Origin of the sequence: Pseudomonas sp. P8_229 (assembly GCF_034008635.1) — a bacterium.
Lineage (GTDB): Bacteria > Pseudomonadota > Gammaproteobacteria > Pseudomonadales > Pseudomonadaceae > Aquipseudomonas.
Genome location: NZ_CP125378.1, coordinates 4,993,971 through 5,017,427 on the forward strand (window position 1 = coordinate 4,993,971; position 23,457 = coordinate 5,017,427).

The window sequence follows — 23,457 nt, forward strand, 5'->3', positions numbered from 1 at the left end:
TATGGAACTTGATCTCTGGACTCAGAGCCTCGTCACTGCAATGACTGCGTTGTGGACCAAAGTCGCTAATTTCATCCCGAACCTGTTCGGCGCACTGGTGGTGCTGCTGTTGGGTTTCGTGGTGGCTAAACTGCTCGATACCTTGCTGTCCAAATTGCTCGCCAAGCTGGGCCTCGATCGCCTGATGGGCGGCACCGGGCTGACCAAATTGATGTCGCGTGCCGGGCTGCAAGTGCCGATCTCGACCCTGATCGGTAAAATCGTTTACTGGTTCGTTCTACTGATTTTCCTGGTTTCAGCAGCAGAGTCCCTTGGACTTGAGCGAGTTTCAGCTACGCTGGACATGCTGGCGTTGTATTTGCCGAAAGTTTTCGGCGCCGCGCTGGTGTTGCTGGTGGGTGTTTTGCTCGCACAACTGGCCAACGGGCTGGTGCGCGGTGCGGCAGAAGGCGTAGGGCTGGACTACGCTTCAGGTTTGGGTCGAATTGCTCAGGGGCTGGTGATCATCATCAGCATCTCGGTTGCGATCAGTCAGCTTGAGGTCAAAACCGACCTGCTGAACCATGTGATCGTCATCGTATTGATTACCGTTGGTCTGGCGGTTGCGCTGGCAATGGGGTTGGGAAGCCGGGAAATTGCCGGTCAGATTCTTGCGGGAATCTATGTGCGTGAGTTGTATCAGGTTGGGCAACAAGTGCGTGTTGGTGAGGTCGAAGGCCAGATCGAAGAGATCGGCACGGTTAAAACCACATTGCTGACCGATGAGGGTGAGCTAGTCTCACTTTCCAATCGGATCCTGCTGGAACAGCATGTGAGTAGCCGCTAACCCGGCAAACCCTGCTAATGTATGCCGCCGCAAAATGCCCTGAGAGGGTAGCGGCGGACATTGACCTGACTGTCGGCACGACTTGTTTTGAATAAAGCCCAAACGCTATCCACGCGCTATGACCCCCGTGAGCTCTCTGATGAGGAGTTGGTCGCGCGCGCGCATACCGAGCTGTTTCACGTGACGCGCGCCTATGAAGAACTGATGCGGCGTTACCAGCGAACATTATTTAACGTTTGTGCGAGATATCTTGGGAACGATCGCGACGCAGACGATGTCTGTCAGGAAGTGATGCTGAAGGTGCTGTACGGCCTGAAGAACTTCGAGGGGAAATCGAAGTTCAAAACGTGGCTGTACAGCATCACTTACAACGAATGCATCACGCAGTATCGGAAGGAACGGCGAAAGCGTCGCTTGATGGACGCCTTGAGTCTGGACCCCCTGGAAGAAGCGTCGGAAGAAAAGGCGCCGAAACCCGAGGAGAAGGGCGGACTCGATCGCTGGCTGGTGTATGTGAACCCGATTGACCGTGAAATTCTGGTGCTACGATTTGTCGCAGAGCTGGAGTTTCAGGAGATCGCAGACATCATGCACATGGGTTTGAGTGCGACAAAAATGCGGTACAAACGTGCTCTAGACAAATTGCGTGAGAAATTTGCAGGCATTGCTGAAACTTAGTTCAGCGCAAATATCTCTTACGTGTAGGCAAGTTCTGATAGACTTGCCGCCGAGTTGTCCCCCGGTTTGCGGGACTGCTTCACAATCACCAGATGGGGATTTAACGGATGAAACTGAAAAACACCTTGGGCTTGGCCATTGGTTCTTTGATTGCCGCTACTTCGTTCGGCGCACTGGCACAAGGCCAAGGCGCAGTTGAAGGCGAACTGTTCTACAAGAAGCAGTACAACGACAGCGTTAACCACGTCGAAGACGGCTTCAACCCAGGCGCCTCTATCGGTTACTTCTTGACCGACGACGTGTCGTTGAACCTGACCTACGACAAGAACAACCACACCCGTTCGAACGACGGCACCGGCAGCCAGAAACTGCACGGCGACAACTTCGGCCTGAACGCTCAGTACCACTTCAACAACGCTGGCGACGCTCTGCGTCCTTACGTTTCCGGTGGTGTTAAGCACGGCAGCCTGACCAACGTTGCTGCTGACGGCCACACTGGTCGCGATCAGTCGACCTACCTGACTGCTGGCGCTGGCGTTAAGTACTACTTCGCTGAAAACTTCTACGCCCGTGCTGGTGTAGACGCTGACTACAAACTGGACAACGGTCGCTGGAACTACGCTCCAGTTGTTGGCCTGGGTGTGAACTTCGGTGGCGGCGGCAAGCCAGCTGCTGCTCCAGTTCCAGCTCCAGCTGAAGTCTGCTCCGACAGCGACAACGATGGCGTTTGCGACAACGTTGACAAGTGCCCGGACACCCCAGCCAACGTAACTGTTGACGCTGATGGCTGCCCAGCAGTTGCAGAAGTTGTTCGTGTTGAGCTGGACGTTAAGTTCGACTTCGACAAGTCGGTCGTCAAGCCAAACAGCTACGCTGACATCAAGAACCTGGCTGACTTCATGAAGCAGTACCCAGCCACTCACACCACTGTTGAAGGTCACACTGACTCCGTCGGTCCTGACGCTTACAACCAGAAACTGTCTGAGCGTCGTGCAAACGCCGTTAAGCAAGTTCTGACCAACCAGTACGGTGTTGAATCGTCCCGCGTTCAGTCGATCGGCTACGGCGAATCCCGCCCAGTTGCTGACAACAAAACTGAAGCTGGTCGCGCTGTTAACCGTCGCGTAGAAGCGCAGGTTGAAGCTCAAGCTAAGTAATTAGCTCGCCGCTTTGAGAAAAGCCCGGCTCAGGCCGGGCTTTTCTTTGCCTGCGATTTGGCTTTGAAGCTTAAAAGATCGCAGCCTGCGGCAGCTCCTACATGACGTGTGCAGACCCCATGCAGGAGCTGCCGCAGGCTGCAATCTTTTGTTCTTCAACAACAGCAGCTACTGCGCCGATCACGAGAATGGCCGGGCTCTTGAGCTCAAACCGGCAGGCATCGTCACTCATCGTTGCGAGATCGCTTCGGCATTCACGTTGCTCAGGCAGTGACGCATTTTCAATCATCGCCACCGGCGTTTCCGCCGCCATCCCGCCCGCCAACAACTGATCGCGAATCTCGCCAAGCTTGGCCACTCCCATGTAAATCACCAGTGTCGTCCCGCCCTGCGCCAACGCCTGCCAATTCAACTGGCTGTCGTCCTGGGTGTGCGCCGTCACCAGCGTCACGCCGCGCGCCACACCACGCAACGTCAGTGGAATATCGCACTGTGTCGCGCCGGCGAGTCCAGCGGTAATGCCATTGACCAGCTCCACCTCAACCCCACGCTCGCGCAACCACTGCGCCTCTTCACCGCCACGGCCGAAAATGCACGGGTCGCCGCCCTTGAGCCGCACCACGCATTTACCCTGACGCGCATATCGCAACATCAAGCGGTGGATAAACGCCTGCGGTGTCGAGCGGCAGCCGCCGCGCTTACCCACCGCGATGATACGGGCGCCAGGGCAGTGCTCCAGCACCGCGTCGTTGACCAGATCATCGATCAGCACCACATCGGCCTCACGCAATGCGCGCACCGCTTTGAGGGTCAACAGTTCCGGGTCGCCGGGGCCTGCGCCAACCAGCCAGACTTTTGCATTCATGCGGTTTTCCTCATCAGATGACGGCGGTTGCTTGCACGTCGGCAGCCAGCAGGCGTTTTATTTCCGGGACGCAGGAGCCGCATTGCGTGCCGCAGCCCAGCGTGTCTTTCAAACCCTGCAAGTCCAGGCCCTGGCGAATGCCGGTGCAGACGGCGTTGAGGCTGACGTTTTTGCAGTTGCACAACGTTTTATCCACAACGATCTGCGCTCCGGCGCTACCCGGTGGTGCGCTCATCGGCGCCAGTAGCCAGCGCCGCAGTTGCTGGTCTGCTCGGCCTTCCAGCCAAAGCCCTTGCAGCCAATGCTGTGCGAGGGTTTCGCCGGCCAGTCGAATTGCGGTGATCCGGCCGTTTTCAATGCGTACACGCTTGCCGATGGCCCGACGCGGGTCGTCATAGGCCAACACCGGGCCGTCGATCAGCGACAGACAACGGTCGATGTCACCCAGCAACTGCGGATCCGGCGCCTCGCTGCTGGCAGCGCGTATCAGCAACGCCGATCGTTCACGTCCGACAAGGCTGAGACTTACGTAGGAAAATGCCTCACAGAGCGGTCGTAGGCTCTCAAAATGCCGTTGAACATCGCCCTCGATGAGTGCGAACAAGTGCCATGGCAAACTCACCGGCTCCAGACGTACGCCGCTGTGTTTGAGTTCGGGCTGTTTCGACAAAGGGTCGAAGGCCGGCAAGGTCAGGCTGTTTACCCCGCCCTTGAGAAACCGGTCGCCCCAGTGCATCGGTAGAAAGGCCTGACCCGGGCGCACGCTGTCGTCGTTGTCGACTGCCACGATGAGCGCACCGCGCCGACTCTTCAGATTGACCAGATCGCCCGGCTGCAAGCGATGCCGACGCAGTTCGTCCGGGTGCAGGCTCAACACTGCCTCACTGACATGGCCGAACAGTTGCGCGGAGGTGCCGGTGCGGCTCATACCGTGCCATTGATCGCGCAGGCGTCCGGTGATCAGGGTCAGCGGAAACCGCGCATCCCGTTGTTCTTTGGCGGCGCGATAGGGCTCAGCGATGAATTGCGCGCGACCATTGATTGTAGGAAAAATACCGTCCTCATACAGGCGGGATGTGCCTTTGCGGGCGCCGGTGGGGAAGGGCCATTGCTGCGGCCCGATCTCGTCGATCAAGGCGCGGCTGATCCCGGACAAATCCAGATCACGTCCGCGTGTCAGCCCTTTGAATTCATCGAACAGCTGCGAAGGCTGTTCGAAGGCAAATAGAGCGGGTAGCTGCGGGCGCAGACGTTTCTCCAGTCGCTGTGCGAAATCCACCGTGATCGCCCAGTCCGGCCGTGCTTCTCCGGGTGGGAGAATGGCTTTGCGAACGTGGGAAATACGCCGCTCGGAATTGGTCACCGAACCTTCCTTTTCACCCCAACTGGCGGCGGGCAACAGCAGGTCGGCGAACGCCGCGGTTTCAGTGGTGCGAAAGGCTTCCTGCAGCACCACGAACGGGCAGGCCTGCAGCGCTTCGCGAACGGCGTGTTGATCAGGCATCGACTGAGCAGGGTTGGTGCAGGCAATCCACAGCGCCTTGATCTGGCCGCTGCGAACCTGCTCGAACAGCTCAATGGCGCTGAGCCCGGTATTCTCCGGCAACCGATCAACGCCCCAATACGCCGCCACTTCGGCGCGGTGTTCAGGATTGGCTGCGTCACGGTGGCCGGGCAGCAAATTCGACAGGCTGCCGGTTTCGCGCCCGCCCATGGCATTCGGCTGACCGGTCAATGAGAAAGGTCCTGCGCCCGGGCGCCCGATTTGCCCGGTGGCCAGGTGCAGATTGATCAGCGCGCTGTTCTTTGCGCTGCCGGCGGTGGACTGATTCAGGCCCATGCACCACAAAGACAGGAAGCTCGGTGAGGTCCCCACCCATTCAGCGCATTGTTGCAATTGCTCGAGGCTGATCCCGCACAACTGCGAAACCATCTGCGGGGTGTAATCACGCACCAGGTCCTTCAGCTCAGGCAAGCCCTCGGTGTGCGCCTGGATGAAGTCACGGTCGATCCAGTCTTCCCACAACAACAGGTGCAAAATCCCATGGAACAGAGCGACATCGGTGCCGGGTAGAATCGCCAGATGCAGGTCCGCGAGATCACAGGTGTCGGTGCGCCGGGGGTCGATGACGATGACTTTCATCTGGGGACGGCGGGATTTTGCTTCTTCCAGCCGACGAAAAAGCACCGGGTGGGCGTAGGCCATGTTACTGCCGACGATCATCACGCAATCACTGAGCTCCAGGTCTTCGTAGCTGCACGGCGGTGCGTCGGCGCCCAGGCTGCGTTTGTAGCCAACCACCGCCGACGACATGCACAGCCGTGAATTGCTGTCGATGTTGTTGGTGCCGACCAGCGCCCGCGCCAGTTTGTTGAAGGCGTAGTAATCCTCGGTCAGCAGTTGCCCGGAGATGTAGAACGCCACGCTGTCCGGGCCGTGCTCGGCGATGGTCTCGGCGAACACGTTGGCGGCGTGTTCCAGTGCGGTGTGCCAATCGGTGCGGCTGCGCGCCAGCCCTTTGCCCAGGCGCAGTTGCGGGTATAGCGCACGGGCCGCAAGGTCGCCGGTCAGGTGCAAGGTCGAGCCTTTGCTGCACAGCTTGCCGAAGTTGGCCGGATGCGCCGGATCGCCGCTGACGCCGAGGATGCGCTCGCCGTCATGCTCGATCAGCACGCCGCAGCCGACGCCGCAGTAGCAGCAGGTCGAGGCGGTTGTCTGGCGGCTCATCAGACGGCATCCCGTAGCGCCAGTTGTACCCGGCCATTCTCGACCCGCGCCGGATGATGATGCGCGCAGCCGATGTCCGGCGCCTGGGCTTCGCCGGTCTGCAGATCGATCTGCCAGTTGTGCAGGGGGCAGGCCACGCGTTTGCCGTAGATCAACCCCTGGGACAATGGCCCGCCCTTGTGCGGGCAGCGGTCGTCGAGGGCGAAAACTTCGTCGTCGCTTGTACGAAAAATCGCGATGTCGCCTTTGGGCCCGGCAATGATCCGCGAACCGAGGGCGTTGATCTCTTCCAGGGCACAGATATCGAGCCAGTTCATGCCGACACCTCCAGGTTTTTCACGGGGATCACGTCGAACTCTTTCTTCAGTTGCGGCTGCGCCAGGCGTTCTTTCCACGGGTCCTGTTCGAACGACAGGGAGAATTGCAGGCGTTCGTTCAGGGCTTTGCGACGCTCCGGATCTTCGAGCACGGCTTTTTTGATGTGCTCCATGCCGACCCGTTGCAGGTAATGCACCGTGCGTTCGAGGTAGAAGGCTTCTTCGCGATACAGCTGCAGGAACGCGCCGTTGTATTCGCGGACTTCCTCGGCAGTTTTCAGCTTGACGAAGAATTCGGCGACCTCGGTTTTGATCCCGCCGTTGCCGCCGATATACATCTCCCAGCCGGAATCGACGCCGATAATGCCTACGTCCTTGATCCCCGCTTCCGAGCAGTTGCGTGGGCATCCGGAGACAGCGAGTTTCACTTTGTGTGGCGACCACATGTTGAACAGGTCGTGTTCCAGCTCAATGCCCAACTGCGTCGAATTCTGCGTGCCGAAGCGGCAGAACTCGCTGCCGACGCAGGTTTTCACGGTGCGGATGGATTTGCCGTAGGCGTGGCCGGAGGGCATGTCGAGGTCTTTCCAGACGCCGGGCAGGTCCTGCTTCTTGATCCCCAGCAGGTCGATGCGCTGACCGCCGGTGACCTTGACCATGGGCACTTTGTACTTGTCGGCTACGTCGGCAATCCGCCGCAGTTCCGAAGGATTGGTCACGCCGCCCCACATCCGCGGCACCACCGAGTAGGTGCCATCCTTCTGGATGTTGGCGTGGGCGCGTTCGTTGATCAGGCGCGATTGCGGATCGTCCTTGGCTTCGCCGGGCCAGGTCGAAATCAGGTAGTAGTTCAGCGCTGGCCGGCAGGTAGCACAGCCGTTGGGGGTGCGCCAGTTGAGGTAGCTCATGGTCCCGGCGATGGTCAGCAGGTGCTGTTCGCGAATGGCTTGGCGAATCTGCCCGTGGTTGAGGTCGCTGCAACCGCAGATGGCTTTTTCGCTTTTCGGTTTGACGTCGGCCGCGCCGCCGACGGTGTTGATCAGGATCTGCTCGACCAGCCCGGCGCAGGAGCCGCAGGAGCTGGCAGCCTTGGTGTGCTTTTTCACCTCATCGACGCTGAACAGGCCATGTTCCTGAATCGCCTTGACGATGGTGCCTTTGCACACGCCGTTGCAGCCGCAGACTTCGGCGGTGTCGGCCATGCTCATGGCTTTGTCCTGGCCCTGATGTCCTACGTCGCCGATAGAATTTTCACCAAACATCAAATGATCGCGGATCTCGCCGATGGCGTGATTCTCACGAATCTGTCGGAAATACCAACCGCCATCTGCCGTATCGCCGTACAGACAGGCGCCGACCAGCACGTCATCCTTGATCACCAGTTTTTTGTACACGCCGCCGATCGGGTCGGAGAGGGTGATGGTTTCGGTGCCTTCGCCGCCCATGAAGTCGCCGGCGGAAAACAGGTCGATGCCGGTGACTTTGAGTTTGGTCGAGGTCACCGAGCCCTGATAACGGGCGAAACCCAGTTGCGCGAGGTGGTTGGCGCAGACCTTGGCCTGTTCGAACAACGGCGCCACCAGGCCGTAGGCAATTCCGCGATGGCTGGCGCACTCGCCGATGGCATAAATACGCGGATCGTAGGTCTGCAGGGTGTCGTTGACCAGAATCCCACGGTTGCACGGGATGCCGGCGCGTTCCGCCAGTTCGGTGTTGGGGCGAATGCCGGCGGCCATCACCACCAGATCGGCAGGGATGATCTCGCCGTTGTTGAATTGCACCGAGCCGACTCGGCCATTGCCCGCATCGTGCAGGGCCTGGGTCTGTTCGCACAGGCGAAAGTGCAGGCCACGGGATTCGAGGGCGCTTTGCAGCAGTTGCCCACTGGTCTTGTCCAGTTGCCGCTCCAGCAGCCATTCGCCGATGTGCACCACGGTGACGTGCATGCCGCGCAGCATCAGGCCGTTGGCGGCTTCGAGGCCCAGCAGGCCGCCACCGATGACCACCGCGTGCTTGTGGGTTTTCGCGGTGTCGATCATCGCCTGGGTGTCGGCGATGTCGCGGTAGCCGATCACGCCCTGCAACGTGTTGCCAGGGATTGGCAGGATGAATGGGGTCGAGCCGGTGGCGATCAGCAGGCGATCGTATTCGGCCTCGGTGCCGTCTTCGGCGATTACCCGGCGTTTGACCCGGTCGATCTGCACCACCTTGCGGTTGAGCAGCAACTTGATGTTGTTTTCGAGGTACCAGTCGAGGTCATTGAGCACGATCTCTTCGAAGGTCTGCTCGCCGGCCAGCACCGGTGACAGCAGGATGCGGTTGTAGTTGGTGTGCGGTTCGGCGCCGAAGACCGTGATGTCGTACAGCTCGTTGCTCAACTTGAGCAGTTCTTCCAGGGTGCGAACCCCGGCCATGCCATTGCCGATCATCACCAGTTTGAGTTTTTTCATCAGGTTCTCCGGAGGAGCTGCGGCTGGCCTCTTGTGGGCAGTCAGGCCTGGCTCGAGAATTTTTTCGCAAACAAAAAAAGGCGTCCCGCTAGTTGCCTAGCGAGGACGCCTTTGTCCTGGTCCCGTTCTCTCGGGAAGCCCGACCTTCGTCGTTGAAGGGTGGGCTTTATGTATGGTGAAAAGGGTAATGCAGTGGTTGTGCCAAGTGGGGAGGTGGCGGGTTTATTGGGGCGAGGCGGTTATTGATGGTGGTTTTTTGCACTGTATCGAAGCGGATTGCTCGTTCGTGGGGCATTCAGGCAGATGGGTTTGTGGTGAGTGGGCTGGCGTCATCGCGAGCAGGCTCACTCCCACAGTGGATCGGAGTCGTTCAAAAATCCCCTGTGGGAGCGGGCTTGCTCGCGAATGGCGCGACGCGGTGTCAGCGGTGAAACAATAAAATCAGCAGCACCAGATTCCCCAGCAAGGCGATCAACGCCATCGTCCGCCAAACTTTCAACGGCTCACGCTCCAATAAAGGCCTGGGCCGCACGCTCAAACTGCGCCGCTCCCCTTGCTCCAACACCAGCAACCATTCTTCAGCCGTTTCAAATCGCTGTTGCGGGTCCGCCGCCACGCCACGCTCCAGACTCTGCGCGACCCAGTCCGGCAAGTCCGGGCGATAACGACTGGCGCTCACCGGTACGCCAAATCGTGGCCGCTGGAACGCTTCGATCTCGCCATAGGGAAAGTGCCCGGTCAGCAGGAAATACAGGCTCACACCCACCGCGTACAGATCCTGTTGCGCACTGGGCGGCTCGCCGCGAAAGGCTTCCGGGGCGATGAAACTCGGCGTTCCGGGCAGTGTTGCCGGTGTGTCTTGCGAAAGTCCCGGGCAGTACGCCAGGCCGAAATCCAGCAGCCGCAGCTCACCGTCGTCGCCCAGGTGCAGATTTTCCGGCTTGATGTCGCGGTGCAGAATCTGCCGTCGATGCAGCAGGCCCACGGCCCGCAGCAGGCGTTCGGCCAGGTCCTGCCATTGCACCAACGGCAGCGGACTGCTGTGTTGAAACACCTGCGCCAGAGTCTTCCCGGAATATTCGCGCATCACGTAGTACACATGCTGACGCTGACTGCTGGCATGGACTTCAGGAAAATGCCGCCCGGCCACACGCTTGAGGAACCATTCTTCCGAGAGCAAGGCCTGCCCGGCCTGGGGATCATCCGCCAGCCGCGCCGGCAGGGTTTTCAACAGCCAGCCCCGACCTTGCCCATCCATGACTCGATACAGCAGCGATTGCTGGCTCTGGCCGACAATCCCCTGCACCTTCCAGCCTTCGAACACCTGACCGGTTTTCAGCGGCGGCGGCAGTGGCCATTGCTGCAAGTGAATCAGCGCATCGCCGATGCTCGCCTCACCGACGGCATCGACTCGCACCAGCAGCGCACTGGCGTTATCCTGACTGCCTGCCAGGTGCGCGGCGTTGACCAGCGTCTGTGCCGCGCTGTCGAGATCTGGCTGATCGCGCAGAATTGCCGCAATCGCGGTGTCGCCCAAGCTCGACCACACGCCATCGCTGAGCAGCACGAAACATTCGTCTGCGCGCAACTCGCCGTCGAGAAAATCCAGCACCAGATGCTGATCCAGCCCAAGCGCACGCTTGAGCACGTGCTGCATGCCCGGTTGATCCCAGACATGATCTTGCGAAATACGCAGCAAGTGGTCGGCCTGCCAGCGATAGACCCGGCAATCACCGACGTGGGCCAAGGTGAAGCGCTGGCCGCGCAGGACCAGCGCGCTGACCGTGGTCAGCAACGGTTGCCCACCGCCGTTGGCCTGCAACCAGCGGTTTTGTGCGAGCAGCAGGCGATCCAGTGCCTGCGCCACGCTCCAGGTTTGCGGCGTGGCGTAGTAGTCGAGTGCCAGCGCTTGCAGGGTCGAGCGCGCGGCCAGGCCGCCGTCGGCGCATTGGCTGACACCGTCGGCGATGGCAAACAGATAACCCTTGCTGGCGGCCAGCGCCGGGGCGGGCGTTACCAGGCGCAAGGCGTCCTGGTTTTCCGCGCGTGGTCCGGTGGCGCTGGCTTCGGCGAAACTCAGTTGCAGAGGCATTGACTGTTCAGACTCGCGCAGCGGTCACGGCGGCCGAACCCCAGGTGGTTCTCCAGCGGCGTTTGACCCCGTGCAGACCGAACCACGCCAGCACACCGAGGCTGGCGAACAACCACAGCGCCAGTTGATAGCTGCCGGTGCTTTGCTTGATCGCGCCCATGCCCGCCGCCAGGGCAAAACCGCCGATGCCGCCGGCCATGCCGATCAGCCCGGTCATCACGCCGATCTCCAGGCGGAAACGTTGCGGCACCAACTGGAACACCGCGCCGTTTCCTGCCCCCAGACCAAGCATGGTGCAGACGAAAAGCGCCAGTGCGGCGTAGGAACTTGGCAGGTTGAAGCCGACGGCCGCGATGCAGATCGCTGCCACGGTGTACATCGCCAGCAACGTGCGGATACCGCCGAAGCGATCCGCTAGCGCGCCACCCAGCGGGCGCATCAGGCTGCCGCCGAACACACAGGCGGCGGTGTAGTAACCAGCAATCACCGGGTTCAGGCCGTACTGGTCGTTGAAGTAGCCGGGCAGGGCGCTGGCCAGGCCGATGAAGCCGCCGAAGGTCACGCTGTAGAAAAACATGAACCACCAGCTGTCACGGTCGCCCAGCGCCTTGAAGTAGTCGGCCATGGCTTTGGCTTTCGGCCGCTCAGGCGCGTTTTTCGCCAGCCAGACGAACAGCACCAGCGTCAGGATCAATGGAATCAGGGCGAAACCGAAAACATTGCTCCAGCCGAACGCGGCGGCGAGTACCGGCGCGAGCAGCGCGGCGAATACCGTCCCGGAGTTGCCCGCACCGGCAATGCCCATGGCTTTGCCCTGATGCTGCGGTGGATACCATTGCGAGGCCAAGGGCAGGGCGACCGCAAACGATGCGCCGGCCATGCCGAGGAACAGGCCGAGAATCAACGCCTGCTCGTAGCTATGAATGCCGATTTTCCAGGCACCGAACAGCGCGCAAATCACGATGACTTGACCGATCAGCCCAGCAGTTTTCGGTGACAGCCGATCGGCGAGCATGCCCATGATGAAGCGCAACACGGCGCCAGCAAGGATCGGCGTGGCGACGACGAGGCCACGTTGTTGCGTGGTCAGGTGCAGGTCAGCAGCGATCTGCACCGCCAGTGGGCCGAGCAGATACCAGACCATGAAGCTCAGGTCGAAATAGAGGAAGGCCGCGAACAGGGTCGGGGTGTGGCCGGATTTCCAGAAGCTTGAATTCATCGCGCACCTCAGCTGAAAAGAGTCTCGAAAGGAGTCATGCAACAGCAGGTGGGGCGCCGCCACGGCCGCACCACCGGCCCCGGTCTGTGGGGCCAAAACGCAAAAACGCCGCTACCTGATTCGCCGAAGGGGCGAACGGGGTGAGCGACGTCTTTGTCGTGGGTGGGGCAACCGCCGTTGGTTACCTGTGCTGAATGCTTAGCCAGATTTGTGCCAATAAGTGAAACCGCGTCGCGGCCTTCGCGAGCAAGCCCGCTCCCACAGGGAATGCATTTCAAAGTGGAAACCCGACCAACCTGCTGGGAAGGAGGGGGCACCAAGCCAATTTCACAGGTGAATGCATTCCAAATGTGGGAGGACTTGCTCGCGAAGGGGTCCGGAAAGCCACCGCAGAACTTCAGCCGAGCAGCTCACTCATGGCAATGATCTGCTCCGCCACTTGAATCAGTTTCTGCTGGCGGCTCATGGCCTGGCGCCGCATCAAGGTGTAGGCCTCTTCTTCATTGCAGTCCTTCATCTTCATCAGTAGCCCTTTGGCCAGTTCGATGCGCTTGCGCTCGGCCAGTTGCTGGTCGCGGGCCAGCAGTTGCGCGCGCAGGGCCTGATCGCTTTCGAAGCGCGCCATTGCCACATCGAGAATCGGCTGCAGGCGCTGAGCGTGAATGCCTTCGACGATGTAGGCACTGACCCCGGACTTGATCGCCTGACGCATCACTCCCGGGTCATGTTCGTCGGTGAACATCACGATCGGCCGTGGCTGGTCGCGGCTCACCAGCACCACTTGCTCCATCACATCGCGGCTCGGTGACTCGGTATCGATCAGGATCACGTCCGGGCGCACCGTTTCGACGCGTGCCGGCAGGTCGATGGTCAGCCCGGACTCGTCAATGACCTCGAAACCGGCCTCGGTCAGCGCAGCTTTCAGGCGCCCGACTTTTTTCGCGGTGTCGTTGATCAGCAGAATGCGCAACATGTCGGCGATCTCCTGTCAGCGGCGGGCGAATAGGGGAGCGGCATCGCTCAGGGCGTGCAGTTTGAAACTGCGGGCGTAACCCGCCGGATCGCTGCCGTCCCAGACTTTGCCATCGAGCAACTGACTGCTGCGCATGTCGGTGCCCCTCGCGGCGACACCAACCGCAGCGGCGGCTTCGCGATACAGATCGAGTTGTTGAACCTGACGGGCGACGGCAAGGTAATCCGGATCCTCGCGCAGCAAGCCCCAGCGGCGGAACTGGGTCATGAACCACATGCCGTCGGACAGATACGGCAGATTCACTTCGCCGTTGCCGTGAAAACGCAAGGCGTGCGGGTCTTGCCAGCGATTGCCGAGGCCGTCGGCGTAGTCGCCGAGAAAGCGTGGTTCGATGCAGGCGAGCGGGGCGTCGAGATATTCCGCCGCGCTCAGCAGTTGCGCGGTGCTGCGGCGGTTTTCCAGGCTTTGCTCAATGAAACGGCTCGCCTGGAGGATCGCCATCACCAGCGCCCTGGCGGTGTTGGGGTATTGCTCGACGAACGCGCGGGTGCAGCCAAGGACCTTTTCCGGGTGATCGGGCCAGATGGTCTGACTGGTGGCGAGGGTGAACCCCAGATTCTGCTGCACGGCGCTGGCCGCCCACGGCTCACCGACGCAAAACCCATCGATGCGCCCGGCTTGCAGGTGCGCGACCATTTGCGGCGGCGGCACCACCACGCTGTCGACATCCAGCAACGGATGAATGCCTTGGCTCGCCAGCCAGTAATAAAGCCACATCGCATGGGTGCCGGTGGGGAAGGTCTGGGCGAAGGTCAGTTTTGCGCGGGTTTGGTGCGCGTGGCGATCCAGCGCATCGGGACTGGTCACGCCCAACTGCTGCAAGCCGTGGGACAGGTTGAGGCTCTGACCGTTCTGGTTCAGCCCCATCAATACCGCCATGTCGCTCGGGGCCACGCCGCCGATGCCCAGATGCACGGCGTAAATCAGCCCGTACAGGCTGTGGGCGACGTCCAGCTCGCCGCTGACCAGTTTGTCGCGCAGCGTGGCCCATGACGCCTGGCGCTTGAGGTTGATCGTCAGGCCGTAAGGTTGGGCGAAGCCCTGCGTTGCGGCCACGACCACCGAGGCGCAATCGCTCAAGGCCATGAAGCCGAGGTTGATCACGCTTTTTTCCGGGGCATCACTGCCGTTGACCCAGGCCAGCGGCCCGACGGAGGAATCACTCATATAAAGCCACCTTCAAAAAAAACGTCGTCCCAGGCTTTGCCCAGGCAAAACCGAAGAACGACGCCGTTGTCCGTGCCCGCACGCCGCCATTGGCCTGTGGGCTGATAACCCGGAAGGTGCAAGGCATATGCCAGTCGGGCTGATTTGCGTGTGCGCCTCGCGCCGGGGGGCGTTGCCCGGCTATAATCGCCGCCTCTTTTCGCCGCCCGAGTCATCGCCGCCCATGTACACCCTGGCCCGTCAGCTGTTGTTCAAACTTTCCCCGGAAACCTCCCACGATCTGTCGCTGGATCTGATCGGCGCGGGTGGGCGTTTGGGCCTCAACGGCATGCTGTGCAAGAAGCCGGCGAACGTGCCGGTGACCGTCATGGGCCTGGATTTTCCGAACCCGGTGGGTCTGGCGGCCGGTCTGGACAAGAACGGCGCGGCCATCGACGGCTTTTCGCAACTGGGCTTCGGTTTTGTCGAAATCGGCACCGTGACCCCGCGTCCGCAGCCGGGCAACCCGAAACCACGGATCTTCCGTCTGCCGGAAGCCGAGGCGATCATCAACCGCATGGGTTTCAACAACCTCGGTGTCGATAACCTGCTGGCGCGGGTCGCGGCGGCCAAATACAAGGGCGTGCTGGGGATCAACATCGGCAAGAACTTCGACACCCCGGTCGAGCGCGCGGTGGATGATTATCTGATCTGCCTGGACAAGATTTACACCCACGCCAGCTACATCACCGTCAACGTCAGCTCGCCGAACACCCCGGGCCTGCGCAGCCTGCAGTTCGGTGATTCGCTCAAGCAGTTGCTGGCGGACCTGGCCACGCGCCGCGCCGAACTGGCCCTGCGTCACGGCAAGCACGTACCGCTGGCGATCAAGATCGCTCCGGACATGACCGACGAAGAGACCGCGCAAGTGGCTCAAGCGCTGATCGAAACCGGTATGGACGCGGTGATCGCCACCAACACCACCCTGAGCCGTATTGGCGTCGAAGGCATGGAGCATGGTGACGAGGCGGGCGGTCTGTCCGGCGCTCCGGTGCGTGAGAAGAGCACGAATACCGTGAAGGTGCTGGCGGGCGAGTTGGCTGGACGTTTGCCGATCATTGCTGCCGGTGGCATCACTGAAGGCAAGCATGCGGCCGAGAAGATTCTTGCGGGTGCAAGCCTGGTGCAGATCTATTCCGGGTTCATCTACAAAGGCCCGGCGCTGATTCGTGAGTCCGTGGACGCGATCGCCGCCCTGCGCAAATAACTGTGAGGGGCTTTTGTGGCGAGGGGATTTATCCCCGATGGGCTGCGAAGCGGCCCCAAAACCATTCACCTCACTGTGTCAGGTAAATCGGGATATCAGTATTTGCGACTGCTGCGCAGCCAATCGGGGATAAATCCCCTCGCCACAGGATCCGGAAGTCTCTGAAGTCACAAGGATCACTTTGCGGCTGAACTGGCATAAAAAAGGGCTCCTCGAAGGAGCCCCTGGGCCGCAGCCCGCCGTCCGGGAAGGACGTGCATGGTAAGTCGTTACAAATTCAGATTGTCGTGTCGGAATAAATGCCCTGTGTCAGCCGACGGCGTGAAGTTCGTTGAGTCTGTGGATTCCCGCAGTGCCGGTCATACCGTCCCAGTTGTCGCCGCGTCCTTCTCGCCAGCCGTTGATCCAGGCTTGACGTACCGACGGTAGAGTAAATGGGCAAAGCTCACGGGATTTGCCACCAACGCCATATTGATATCCGCGCAAAAATGCTCTTTCCAACGGATCACGCTTAAGTCTTCTCATAGGGTGTTTCCCTCACTTGTTGACTGTTTGTGTCGCGTTGACCTCAACCGAGGTCTGGCAGAAAAACTCTGCCGGGGGCGGCTCGCTGCCGGCGTGGCGAGCCAAGGTGTTGACGCCGTTGCGACGTCAACCTGTGTTCAGTTCTAACCAATGAGTCACACCGAGGGAATGATCGTTTTGTCATAAGGACGTAACGAAAATAGTGCTACAGCCATAAGTAACGACGGGTTTCATGAACGTTTTTTCAGCAAACCCCGGTATGATCGGCCCCGCGCTGGATGATGGGGTTAATCCTTTAGTGAGAATGACCCACGTTTGCGCTGGGGTACTAAGCGACGAAGGGTCGCTTTAAGACTTTTTGTTTCATCAACTTTTTTATCTGTCCTTGCATCTAAGCTCTTTTAACCCGAGCAGTGGGGATGGAACGGCACACCTTCGTGCCACGCGGGCGCTCTTTTAGAAAAGCGCCTGATTGAAAACCGGATCGGCAATGCGTTGCCGATTCACTAGCCAAAGGCTCTGGAAATACCATGTCCGATCGTTTCGAACTCTTCCTCACTTGCCCCAAAGGCCTTGAAGGCCTGCTCATCGAGGAAGCCGTCGGGCTTGGCCTTGAAGACGCCCGCGAGCACACCTCCGCCGTGCGTGGCATGGCGACCATGGAAACCGCTTACCGCCTGTGCCTCTGGTCGCGTCTGGCCAACCGTGTATTGCTGGTGCTCAAGCGCTTCCCGATGAAGGACGCCGAAGACCTGTACCACGGCGTACTCGACGTCGAGTGGCAGGATCACATGCTCAGCGACGGCACCCTGGCCGTTGAATTCAGCGGCCACGGCTCGGGGATCGACAACACCCACTTCGGCGCCTTGAAGGTCAAGGACGCCATCGTCGACAAACTGCGCACCCCGCAAGGCGACCGCCCGTCGATCGACAAGCTCAACCCGGACCTGCGCATTCACCTGCGTCTGGATCGCGGCGAAGCGATCCTGTCCCTCGATCTCTCCGGCCACAGCCTGCACCAGCGCGGTTACCGCCTGCAGCAGGGCGCTGCGCCGCTGAAGGAAAACCTCGCGGCGGCGATCCTGATCCGCTCCGGCTGGCCGCGCATTGCGGCCGAAGGCGGCGCGCTGGCTGACCCGATGTGTGGTGTCGGTACGTTCCTCGTTGAAGCCGGCATGATCGCCGCCGACATGGCGCCGAACCTGCGCCGCGAGCAGTGGGGCTTCACCGCATGGCTGGGTCACGTCCCGGCGCTGTGGAAAAAACTCCATGAAGAAGCTGTTGAGCGTGCCGCTGCCGGTCTGGCCAAGCCACCGCTGTGGATTCGTGGTTATGAAGCTGACCCGCGTCTGATTCAGCCAGGCCGCAACAACGTCGAGCGTGCTGGCCTGAGCGAGTGGATCAAGATCTACCAGGGCGAAGTCGCGACCTTCGAGCCGCGTCCGGATCAGAACCAGAAAGGTCTGGTGATCTGCAACCCGCCATACGGCGAGCGTCTGGGTGACGAAGCCAGCTTGCTGTACCTCTACCAGAACCTCGGTGAGCGTCTGCGTCAGGCCTGCCTGAACTGGGAAGCAGCGGTGTTCACCGGTGCGCCGGATCTGGGCAAGCGCATGGGCATTCGCAGCCACAAACAGTATTCGTTCTGGAACGGCGCGTTGCCGTGCAAGCTGCTGTTGATCAAAGTGCTGCCGGATCAGTTCGTCACTGGCGAGCGCCGCACCCCGGAACAACGTCAGGCCGAGCGCGAGCAAGCCGCTTATGACCAGACCCCGGACGAGCCGCAAGAGCGCAAGTTCAACAAGAACGGCAACCCGATCAAGCCGGCGCCAGCACCGGCTCCGGTGATCGAGCAGCCGCGCTTGAGCGAAGGCGGGCAGATGTTTGCCAACCGTCTGCAAAAGAATCTCAAGGCCATGGGCAAGTGGGTCAAGCGCGAAGGCATTGATTGCTACCGCGTCTACGATGCCGACATGCCGGAATATGCGATGGCCATCGACCTGTACCACGATTGGGTGCATGTGCAGGAATACGCTGCGCCGAAATCGATCGATCCGGAAAAGGCCTCGGCACGCATGTTCGACGCCCTGGCCGCCATTCCGCAGGCGCTGAACGTCGACAAAAGCCGCGTGGTGGTCAAACGCCGCGAGCGCCAGAGCGGCACCAAACAGTACGAGCGTCAGGCCGCGCAGGGCAAGTTCAATGAGGTCAGCGAAGGCGGCGTCAAGCTGCTGGTGAACCTCACCGACTACCTCGACACCGGGCTGTTCCTCGATCACCGTCCAATCCGCATGCGCATTCAGAAAGAGGCGGCCGGCAAGCGCTTCCTCAATCTGTTCTGCTATACCGCGACGGCCAGCGTGCACGCGGCCAAGGGCGGTGCGCGCAGCACCACCAGCGTCGACCTGTCGAAAACCTACCTCGACTGGGCGCGCCGCAACCTGTCGCTGAACGGTTTCTCCGACAAGAACCGTCTGGAACAGGGCGATGTGATGGCATGGCTGGAAAGCAGCCGGGACGAGTACGACCTGATCTTCATCGATCCGCCGACCTTCTCCAACTCCAAGCGCATGGAGGGCATCTTCGACGTGCAGCGTGACCAGGTGCAGTTGATCGACCTGGCCATGGCCCGTCTGGCGCCGGGTGGCGTGCTGTATTTCTCCAACAACTTCCGCAAGTTCCAGTTGGAGGAGAACCTCGCCGAGCGCTACGCGGTCGAGGAAATCAGCGCCCAGACCATCGACCCGGATTTCGCCCGCAACACCAAAATCCACCGCGCCTGGAAAATCACGGCTCGTTGACGCTTTGCGCAATTGGATCCACAGAGCCTTGATTTTTAAAGGCTCCGTGGATCCTCCTGCGCTAGCTAAATTAGTGGCTAATAGCTATAACTCACACACGGTCAATGGGGTTTTCCCGCAAATACTGGCGTAGTGAGCTGCCCTTATGTCGTTGCACCCCGTGCGCCCAAGGATTCTGGGTTTTATCAGCGAAGAAGTCTCGGCCTGGCTGGTCGCGCTGCTGGTATTGCTCGCCGGCGGGATTCTCACGGGGCTGCTCGCCTGGGCCACCCTCAACCAGTTTCATCATCAATTGCGGCAACGCTTCCAGCTGTTGGCCAATGAGCGTTACAGCCGTATCGAAGAACGTTTTCAGGATCAGGAACAGCGCCTCGATGGCCTGCGCCGTTTCTTCGCCAACTCCCGTTCGGTGTCTCGTGCCGAATTCGACGGTTATGCCAAACCCCTGTTATTGCGTACCCAGGCCTATTCCTATGCGCCGCGGGTGAGCCGTGCCGAGCGTCCGGCGGTCGAACAAGCCGTGCGCGACGAGGGTTTCAGCACCTTCACCTTTCGTGAGCTGAACGCCGAAGACCAGTTGCAGGCGGCCGGAGATCGCCCTGAATACGTGCCCGTGATCTACACCCAGAGCCAGAGTCACCTGCCGACGCCCCTGGGTTACGACTTGCTCGCGCAACCGTTGCGTCGGGCAACACTGGAGCGTGCCGACCGCACCGGGCACATGGCGGTTTCACAGCCGTTGCACCTGGTGGGCATCGATCCGGCGTATGCCCGGGGCGTGTTGCTGCTGGCGCCAGTCACCCGTGAAGGAGCACCGAAAGGGCCGCCGGAAGGCTATGTGATGGCGGTGATCAGCATGCATCAGTTGCTGGCCGACGGCTTGCCCGAGGACAGCCAGGACTTCCTCAGCGTACGCATCCTCGATCTGTCCACCGAGGATCAGCATGAGGTGCTGTACGAGTCGGCCAACAAAGCGGGGGCCAGTGATCTTTCTGCCACGCGCTTGTTGCGTCTGGCTGACCACGACTATCAAGTGGACATGCAGCCCAGCGAAGCCTTTCTGCAGGCCAACCATTCGTCGATCAGCAGCCTGGTGGTGCTGGGTGCGCTGCTGAGTCTGTTGCTCAGCGCGTTGCTGTATGTGCTGGTCAGTCAGCGTCAGCGCGCCTTGCGCATGGTTGAGTTGCGCACCCAGGAACTGCATGACCGCGAGCAGGAATTACGCGGCACCCATGGCCAGTTGCGCGGAGTGCTGAACGCGGCAACACAAGTGGCGATCATCGCCACCGATCTGCGTGGGGTGATCAACACCTTCAACCCCGGCGCGGAACAGATGCTCGGCTACAGCAGCGCCGATGTCGTCGGCCACATGACCCTGGAAAACCTGCACCTGCCGCGCGAACTGGCAGCGCGTTCGGCGGAGTTGGGCGCGCGCTACGGCAAGAGCATTCCAACCTGCCACGCGATGCTGGTCGAGGGCGGCGAGGTCGGTGGTCATGAAGCGCGCGAGTGGACGCTGGTGCGCAGCGATGGCAGCCATCTGCCGGTGAACATGCTCGCCACCCCGGTGCTCGATGAGCAGGGACTGTGGGTCGGGCATCTGGCGATCTGCATCGACATCACCGAACGCAAGCGCGTGCACGAGGCGCTGGCGGCGCGGGATGTGCTGCTGAAAAAGCTCAGCGCTCACGTGCCCGGCGGCATCTACCAATTCAAGATGGAATTCGACGGGCGCTTCAGCGTGATCTATGCCAGTGACGGCATCCGCGAGATCTACGAGCTGGCGCCGGACGTGCTGCTGCTCGATGCCGAAGCGATCTTTTCCCGCATTCATCCGCAAGACATCACCCGTGTACGCACCTCGATTCGCGCCTCGGCGGAAAACCTCAGTCCCTGGCGCGAGGAATACCGCGTGCAACTGCCCGAGCGCGGCCTGCGCTGGGTGCGCGGCGAGGCGACGCCGGAAGAGCTGCCGGGCGGCGGTGTGCTGTGGCACGGCTACATCTCGGACATTTCCGACCTGAAGCGGGTGGAAGAGGAACTGCGGGCGCTGTCGGTCACCGACTCACTGACTGGCATCCACAACCGCCGCTATTTTCAGGAGCGCCTGACCACCGAAATGGCCCGGGTCGAGCGCGGCGGCGGCGAACTGTCGGTGATCATGCTCGACATCGACCACTTCAAACGGATCAACGACCAGTACGGCCATGCCGTGGGCGACCGTGTGTTGCAGGCGGTGTGCGAACGCATCGGCCATCGCTTGCGGCGCACGGATGTGTTCTGCCGTCTGGGCGGCGAGGAATTCATGGTGCTGTGCCCGGACATCGACGGCGAGCACGCCTACATCCTTGCCATGGAGCTGTGGCAAGGCTTGCGCAGTGCGCCGGTGGACGTGGTCGGGGTGGTGACAGCCAGTTTCGGCATCGCCAGCTGGCGACCGGGGGAGGGCGCGGATGCGCTGTTGTTGCGAGCGGATTCGGGCGTGTACGCGGCGAAGCAGGCCGGACGGGATCGGGTTGAGCAGATGAGCTAGCCTGTTACGCCAATCCCCTGTGGGAGCGGGCTTGCTCGCGAAGGCGGCGTGTCAGTCACCAAAAATACTGACTGAACTGACGCCTTCGCGAGCAAGCCCGCTCCCACATTAGATCGGCTGTGTTTTTACAGCGCCGAAGCGGTCTGCGGCAACCGCGGCTGCTTGTACAGATCCAGCAGCACCTGATCCAGCACCGACGACGCGCCGAACGGGGCCTTGTCGTTGAGGATCGCCACCACCGCCCAGGTATTGCCGTTGACGTCGCGGCTGAAGCCGGCGATCGCGCGCACGGTGTTCAGGGTGCCGGTCTTGACGTGGGCTTCGCCGCGCATCGCGGTGGTTTTCAGGCGTTTGCGCATGGTGCCGTCAGTGCCGGCAATCGGCAGCGAGCTGATGTACTCGGCGGCGTACGGGCTGTGCCAGGCAGCTTGCAACATGTTGGCCATCTCGCGGGCGCTGACGCGTTCGGCGCGCGACAGCCCGGAGCCGTTCTCCATCACCAGGTGCGGCGCGGTAATGCCTTTCTTCGCCAGCCACTGGCGGACTACGCGCTGCGCGGCCTTGGCGTCGTCACCGTCAGCTTCGTTGCGGTATTTCTGGCCCAGGCTCAGGAACAGCTGCTGGGCCATGGTGTTGTTACTGTATTTGTTGATGTCGCGGATGATTTCCGCCAGATCCGGCGAGTAGGCGCGGGCCAGCAGTTTGGCGCTGCTCGGGGTCGCGGCGAGGCGATCCTTGCCCTGGATGCTGCCGCCCAGTTCTTTCCAGATCGCGCGCACGGCGCCGGCGGTGTAGGTCGCGTGGTCGAGCAGTGACAGGTAAGTCTGCGAGCTGCAGCCATCGCCCAGTTGGCCGGCGACGGTCACGGTCACGCTGCCGTCAGGCTGGGTCACCGGGTTGTAGCGCACGCCACCGGTGCACTGTTTGGAATTGAGCGCCTTGACCGTGTTTTCAATGTGCACGCTGGCAATCGGCGGTTCCACCGAGATCAGCACCCGGCCACCGTCATTGCGCGCGACGAAGCGCAGGGCCTTGAGGTTGACCAGCAGCGAGTCCGGCTTGACCAGGAACGGCTTGTTCTCGTCGTTGCCGTCGTCATTGAACTCGGGCAGTTGCGGCTGGATGAAGAAGCTGCGGTCGAGGATCAGGTCGCCGGTGACCTGAGTCACGCCGTTGGCGCGCAGATCGCGCATCAGCAGCCAGAGTTTTTCCATGTTCAGCTTCGGATCGCCGCCGCCCTTGAGGTACAGGTTGCCGTTGAGGATGCCGCCGCTCAGGTCGCCGTCGGTGTAGAACTCGGTTTTCCACTGATGGTTGGGGCCGAGCATTTCCAGCGAGGCGTAGGTGGTGACCAGTTTCATGGTCGAGGCCGGGTTGACCGAGACGTCGGCGTTGTACACGGTCGGATTGCCTGGGCCGTCGAGCGGGATCATGACCAGCGACAGCGCAGTGGGCTGCAGTTTGCTGGCCTTGAGGGCTTTTTCGACGTTAGGCGTGAGGGCAGTGTTGATGGTGGCCGCAGAAACCGGCAGGGCCAGAGGCAGAAGAAGGCCGGCGAGAAACAGTGGACGCAACGATTTGATCATATGAAATAAAACCCTGCAGAAGAGGGGAAAATAACGAGGGCATGGATGAAAAAGCCCTCAGTGGTCATGAAAGTGTCGGCATTATGCCCCAAGGTGTAACAGCTTGTGCCTTGCCCGGGGCGGCCATTTCGTTATTTTTTTTACAGGCGGTTGGTCACAGCGCCCAGAGAGTCGGGCAATTGACCGCTTAAACTGGTAAAGTGCCGGCCGTTATTACTTAAGAGGATTGTTCCA

General features: G+C 60.9%; 16 protein-coding genes. 6 read left to right on the plus strand and 10 right to left on the minus strand.

Features of this window, described 5'->3' with window-relative positions:
• Position 1: 1 nt before the first annotated feature.
• From QMK55_RS22670 to QMK55_RS22680, 3 genes are all read left to right on the plus strand, one after another.
• Positions 2 to 826: a mechanosensitive ion channel family protein gene (locus QMK55_RS22670; protein ID WP_007916401.1), complete on the plus strand. Its 825-nt coding sequence runs from the start codon at positions 2 to 4 to the stop codon at positions 824 to 826.
• Positions 827 to 913: 87 nt separating this feature from the next.
• Positions 914 to 1,504 carry an RNA polymerase sigma factor SigX gene (gene sigX / locus QMK55_RS22675; protein ID WP_064116922.1) on the plus strand — a complete coding sequence of 197 codons (591 nt, stop codon included), beginning with the start codon at positions 914 to 916 and terminating at the stop codon, positions 1,502 to 1,504.
• Positions 1,505 to 1,611: 107 nt separating this feature from the next.
• Positions 1,612 to 2,661 (plus strand): OmpA family protein, encoded by a 1,050-nt coding sequence (locus QMK55_RS22680; RefSeq protein ID WP_320329993.1) that lies wholly within the window; start codon positions 1,612 to 1,614, stop codon positions 2,659 to 2,661.
• A gap of 97 nt (positions 2,662 to 2,758) precedes the next feature.
• On the opposite strand, the gene cobA is transcribed toward QMK55_RS22680, so the two are convergent.
• The 8 genes from cobA to QMK55_RS22720 form a co-directional block, all read right to left on the minus strand.
• A complete protein-coding gene (gene cobA / locus QMK55_RS22685) occupies positions 2,759 to 3,526 on the minus strand; it encodes a uroporphyrinogen-III C-methyltransferase (RefSeq protein ID WP_320329994.1) in 768 nt (255 codons plus the stop codon).
• A gap of 13 nt (positions 3,527 to 3,539) precedes the next feature.
• The gene (locus QMK55_RS22690) at positions 3,540 to 6,254 is read right to left on the minus strand and encodes a molybdopterin-dependent oxidoreductase (protein WP_320329995.1); all 2,715 of its coding nucleotides are present in this window, start codon (positions 6,252 to 6,254) and stop codon (positions 3,540 to 3,542) included.
• Positions 6,254 to 6,571 (minus strand): nitrite reductase small subunit NirD, encoded by a 318-nt coding sequence (gene nirD / locus QMK55_RS22695; protein WP_027613287.1) that lies wholly within the window; start codon positions 6,569 to 6,571, stop codon positions 6,254 to 6,256. Before nirD ends, QMK55_RS22690 begins: the two co-directional genes overlap by 1 nt.
• Positions 6,568 to 9,021, minus strand: a complete 2,454-nt coding sequence (gene nirB / locus QMK55_RS22700) for a nitrite reductase large subunit NirB (protein WP_102357814.1) — start codon at positions 9,019 to 9,021, stop codon at positions 6,568 to 6,570. The genes nirD and nirB overlap by 4 nt, the downstream gene beginning before the upstream one ends.
• 421 nt (positions 9,022 to 9,442) lie before the next feature.
• Positions 9,443 to 11,113, minus strand: coding sequence for a bifunctional protein-serine/threonine kinase/phosphatase (locus tag QMK55_RS22705; protein WP_320329996.1), 1,671 nt, complete (start codon positions 11,111 to 11,113; stop codon positions 9,443 to 9,445).
• 7 nt (positions 11,114 to 11,120) lie between these two features.
• Positions 11,121 to 12,332, minus strand: coding sequence for a nitrate/nitrite transporter (locus tag QMK55_RS22710; protein WP_102358963.1), 1,212 nt, complete (start codon positions 12,330 to 12,332; stop codon positions 11,121 to 11,123).
• Positions 12,333 to 12,729: 397 nt separating this feature from the next.
• Positions 12,730 to 13,305, minus strand: a complete 576-nt coding sequence (locus QMK55_RS22715) for an ANTAR domain-containing response regulator (protein WP_027613283.1) — start codon at positions 13,303 to 13,305, stop codon at positions 12,730 to 12,732.
• A 15-nt stretch (positions 13,306 to 13,320) separates the two neighbouring features.
• Positions 13,321 to 14,532 (minus strand): CmpA/NrtA family ABC transporter substrate-binding protein, encoded by a 1,212-nt coding sequence (locus QMK55_RS22720; RefSeq protein WP_102358962.1) that lies wholly within the window; start codon positions 14,530 to 14,532, stop codon positions 13,321 to 13,323.
• 223 nt (positions 14,533 to 14,755) lie between these two features.
• Here QMK55_RS22720 and QMK55_RS22725 point away from each other — a divergent pair, with 223 nt between their 5' ends.
• Positions 14,756 to 15,778, plus strand: coding sequence for a quinone-dependent dihydroorotate dehydrogenase (locus QMK55_RS22725; RefSeq protein ID WP_320329997.1), 1,023 nt, complete (start codon positions 14,756 to 14,758; stop codon positions 15,776 to 15,778).
• 309 nt (positions 15,779 to 16,087) lie between these two features.
• Here QMK55_RS22725 and rmf read toward each other — a convergent pair whose 3' ends face one another.
• On the minus strand, positions 16,088 to 16,303 hold the full coding sequence (gene rmf, locus QMK55_RS22730; RefSeq protein WP_003223300.1) for a ribosome modulation factor: 216 nt from the start codon (positions 16,301 to 16,303) through the stop codon (positions 16,088 to 16,090).
• Between the two features lie 530 nt (positions 16,304 to 16,833).
• Between rmf and rlmKL the strand changes: the two genes are divergently transcribed.
• Together rlmKL and QMK55_RS22740 are read left to right on the plus strand one after the other, a co-directional pair.
• Entirely contained in the window at positions 16,834 to 19,104 is a 2,271-nt protein-coding gene (rlmKL, locus tag QMK55_RS22735) for a bifunctional 23S rRNA (guanine(2069)-N(7))-methyltransferase RlmK/23S rRNA (guanine(2445)-N(2))-methyltransferase RlmL (protein WP_102358960.1), read from the plus strand.
• Positions 19,105 to 19,249: 145 nt separating this feature from the next.
• Positions 19,250 to 21,637, plus strand: a complete 2,388-nt coding sequence (locus tag QMK55_RS22740) for a diguanylate cyclase (protein WP_102358959.1) — start codon at positions 19,250 to 19,252, stop codon at positions 21,635 to 21,637.
• 125 nt (positions 21,638 to 21,762) lie between these two features.
• Here the strand turns inward: QMK55_RS22740 and dacB are convergent, their stop codons facing one another.
• Positions 21,763 to 23,223, minus strand: a complete 1,461-nt coding sequence (gene dacB, locus QMK55_RS22745; protein ID WP_025110337.1) for a D-alanyl-D-alanine carboxypeptidase/D-alanyl-D-alanine-endopeptidase — start codon at positions 23,221 to 23,223, stop codon at positions 21,763 to 21,765.
• Between the last annotated feature and the right edge of the window lie 234 nt (positions 23,224 to 23,457).

Bases quoted from the DNA above. Each gene is read 5' to 3' on its own strand.
- dacB (WP_025110337.1), bottom strand. From the start codon at position 23,223: ATGATCAAATCGTTGCGTCCACTGTTTCTCGCCGGCCTTCTTCTGCCT.
- nirD (WP_027613287.1), bottom strand. From the start codon at position 6,571: ATGAACTGGCTCGATATCTGTGCCCTGGAAGAGATCAACGCCCTCGGT.
- rmf (WP_003223300.1), bottom strand. From the start codon at position 16,303: ATGAGAAGACTTAAGCGTGATCCGTTGGAAAGAGCATTTTTGCGCGGA.
- cobA (WP_320329994.1), bottom strand. From the start codon at position 3,526: ATGAATGCAAAAGTCTGGCTGGTTGGCGCAGGCCCCGGCGACCCGGAA.
- QMK55_RS22680 (WP_320329993.1), top strand. From the start codon at position 1,612: ATGAAACTGAAAAACACCTTGGGCTTGGCCATTGGTTCTTTGATTGCC.
- QMK55_RS22740 (WP_102358959.1), top strand. From the start codon at position 19,250: ATGTCGTTGCACCCCGTGCGCCCAAGGATTCTGGGTTTTATCAGCGAA.
- QMK55_RS22720 (WP_102358962.1), bottom strand. From the start codon at position 14,532: ATGAGTGATTCCTCCGTCGGGCCGCTGGCCTGGGTCAACGGCAGTGAT.
- QMK55_RS22670 (WP_007916401.1), top strand. From the start codon at position 2: ATGGAACTTGATCTCTGGACTCAGAGCCTCGTCACTGCAATGACTGCG.
- QMK55_RS22710 (WP_102358963.1), bottom strand. From the start codon at position 12,332: ATGAATTCAAGCTTCTGGAAATCCGGCCACACCCCGACCCTGTTCGCG.
- nirB (WP_102357814.1), bottom strand. From the start codon at position 9,021: ATGAAAAAACTCAAACTGGTGATGATCGGCAATGGCATGGCCGGGGTT.
- QMK55_RS22690 (WP_320329995.1), bottom strand. From the start codon at position 6,254: ATGAGCCGCCAGACAACCGCCTCGACCTGCTGCTACTGCGGCGTCGGC.
- QMK55_RS22705 (WP_320329996.1), bottom strand. From the start codon at position 11,113: ATGCCTCTGCAACTGAGTTTCGCCGAAGCCAGCGCCACCGGACCACGC.
- rlmKL (WP_102358960.1), top strand. From the start codon at position 16,834: ATGTCCGATCGTTTCGAACTCTTCCTCACTTGCCCCAAAGGCCTTGAA.
- QMK55_RS22715 (WP_027613283.1), bottom strand. From the start codon at position 13,305: ATGTTGCGCATTCTGCTGATCAACGACACCGCGAAAAAAGTCGGGCGC.
- QMK55_RS22725 (WP_320329997.1), top strand. From the start codon at position 14,756: ATGTACACCCTGGCCCGTCAGCTGTTGTTCAAACTTTCCCCGGAAACC.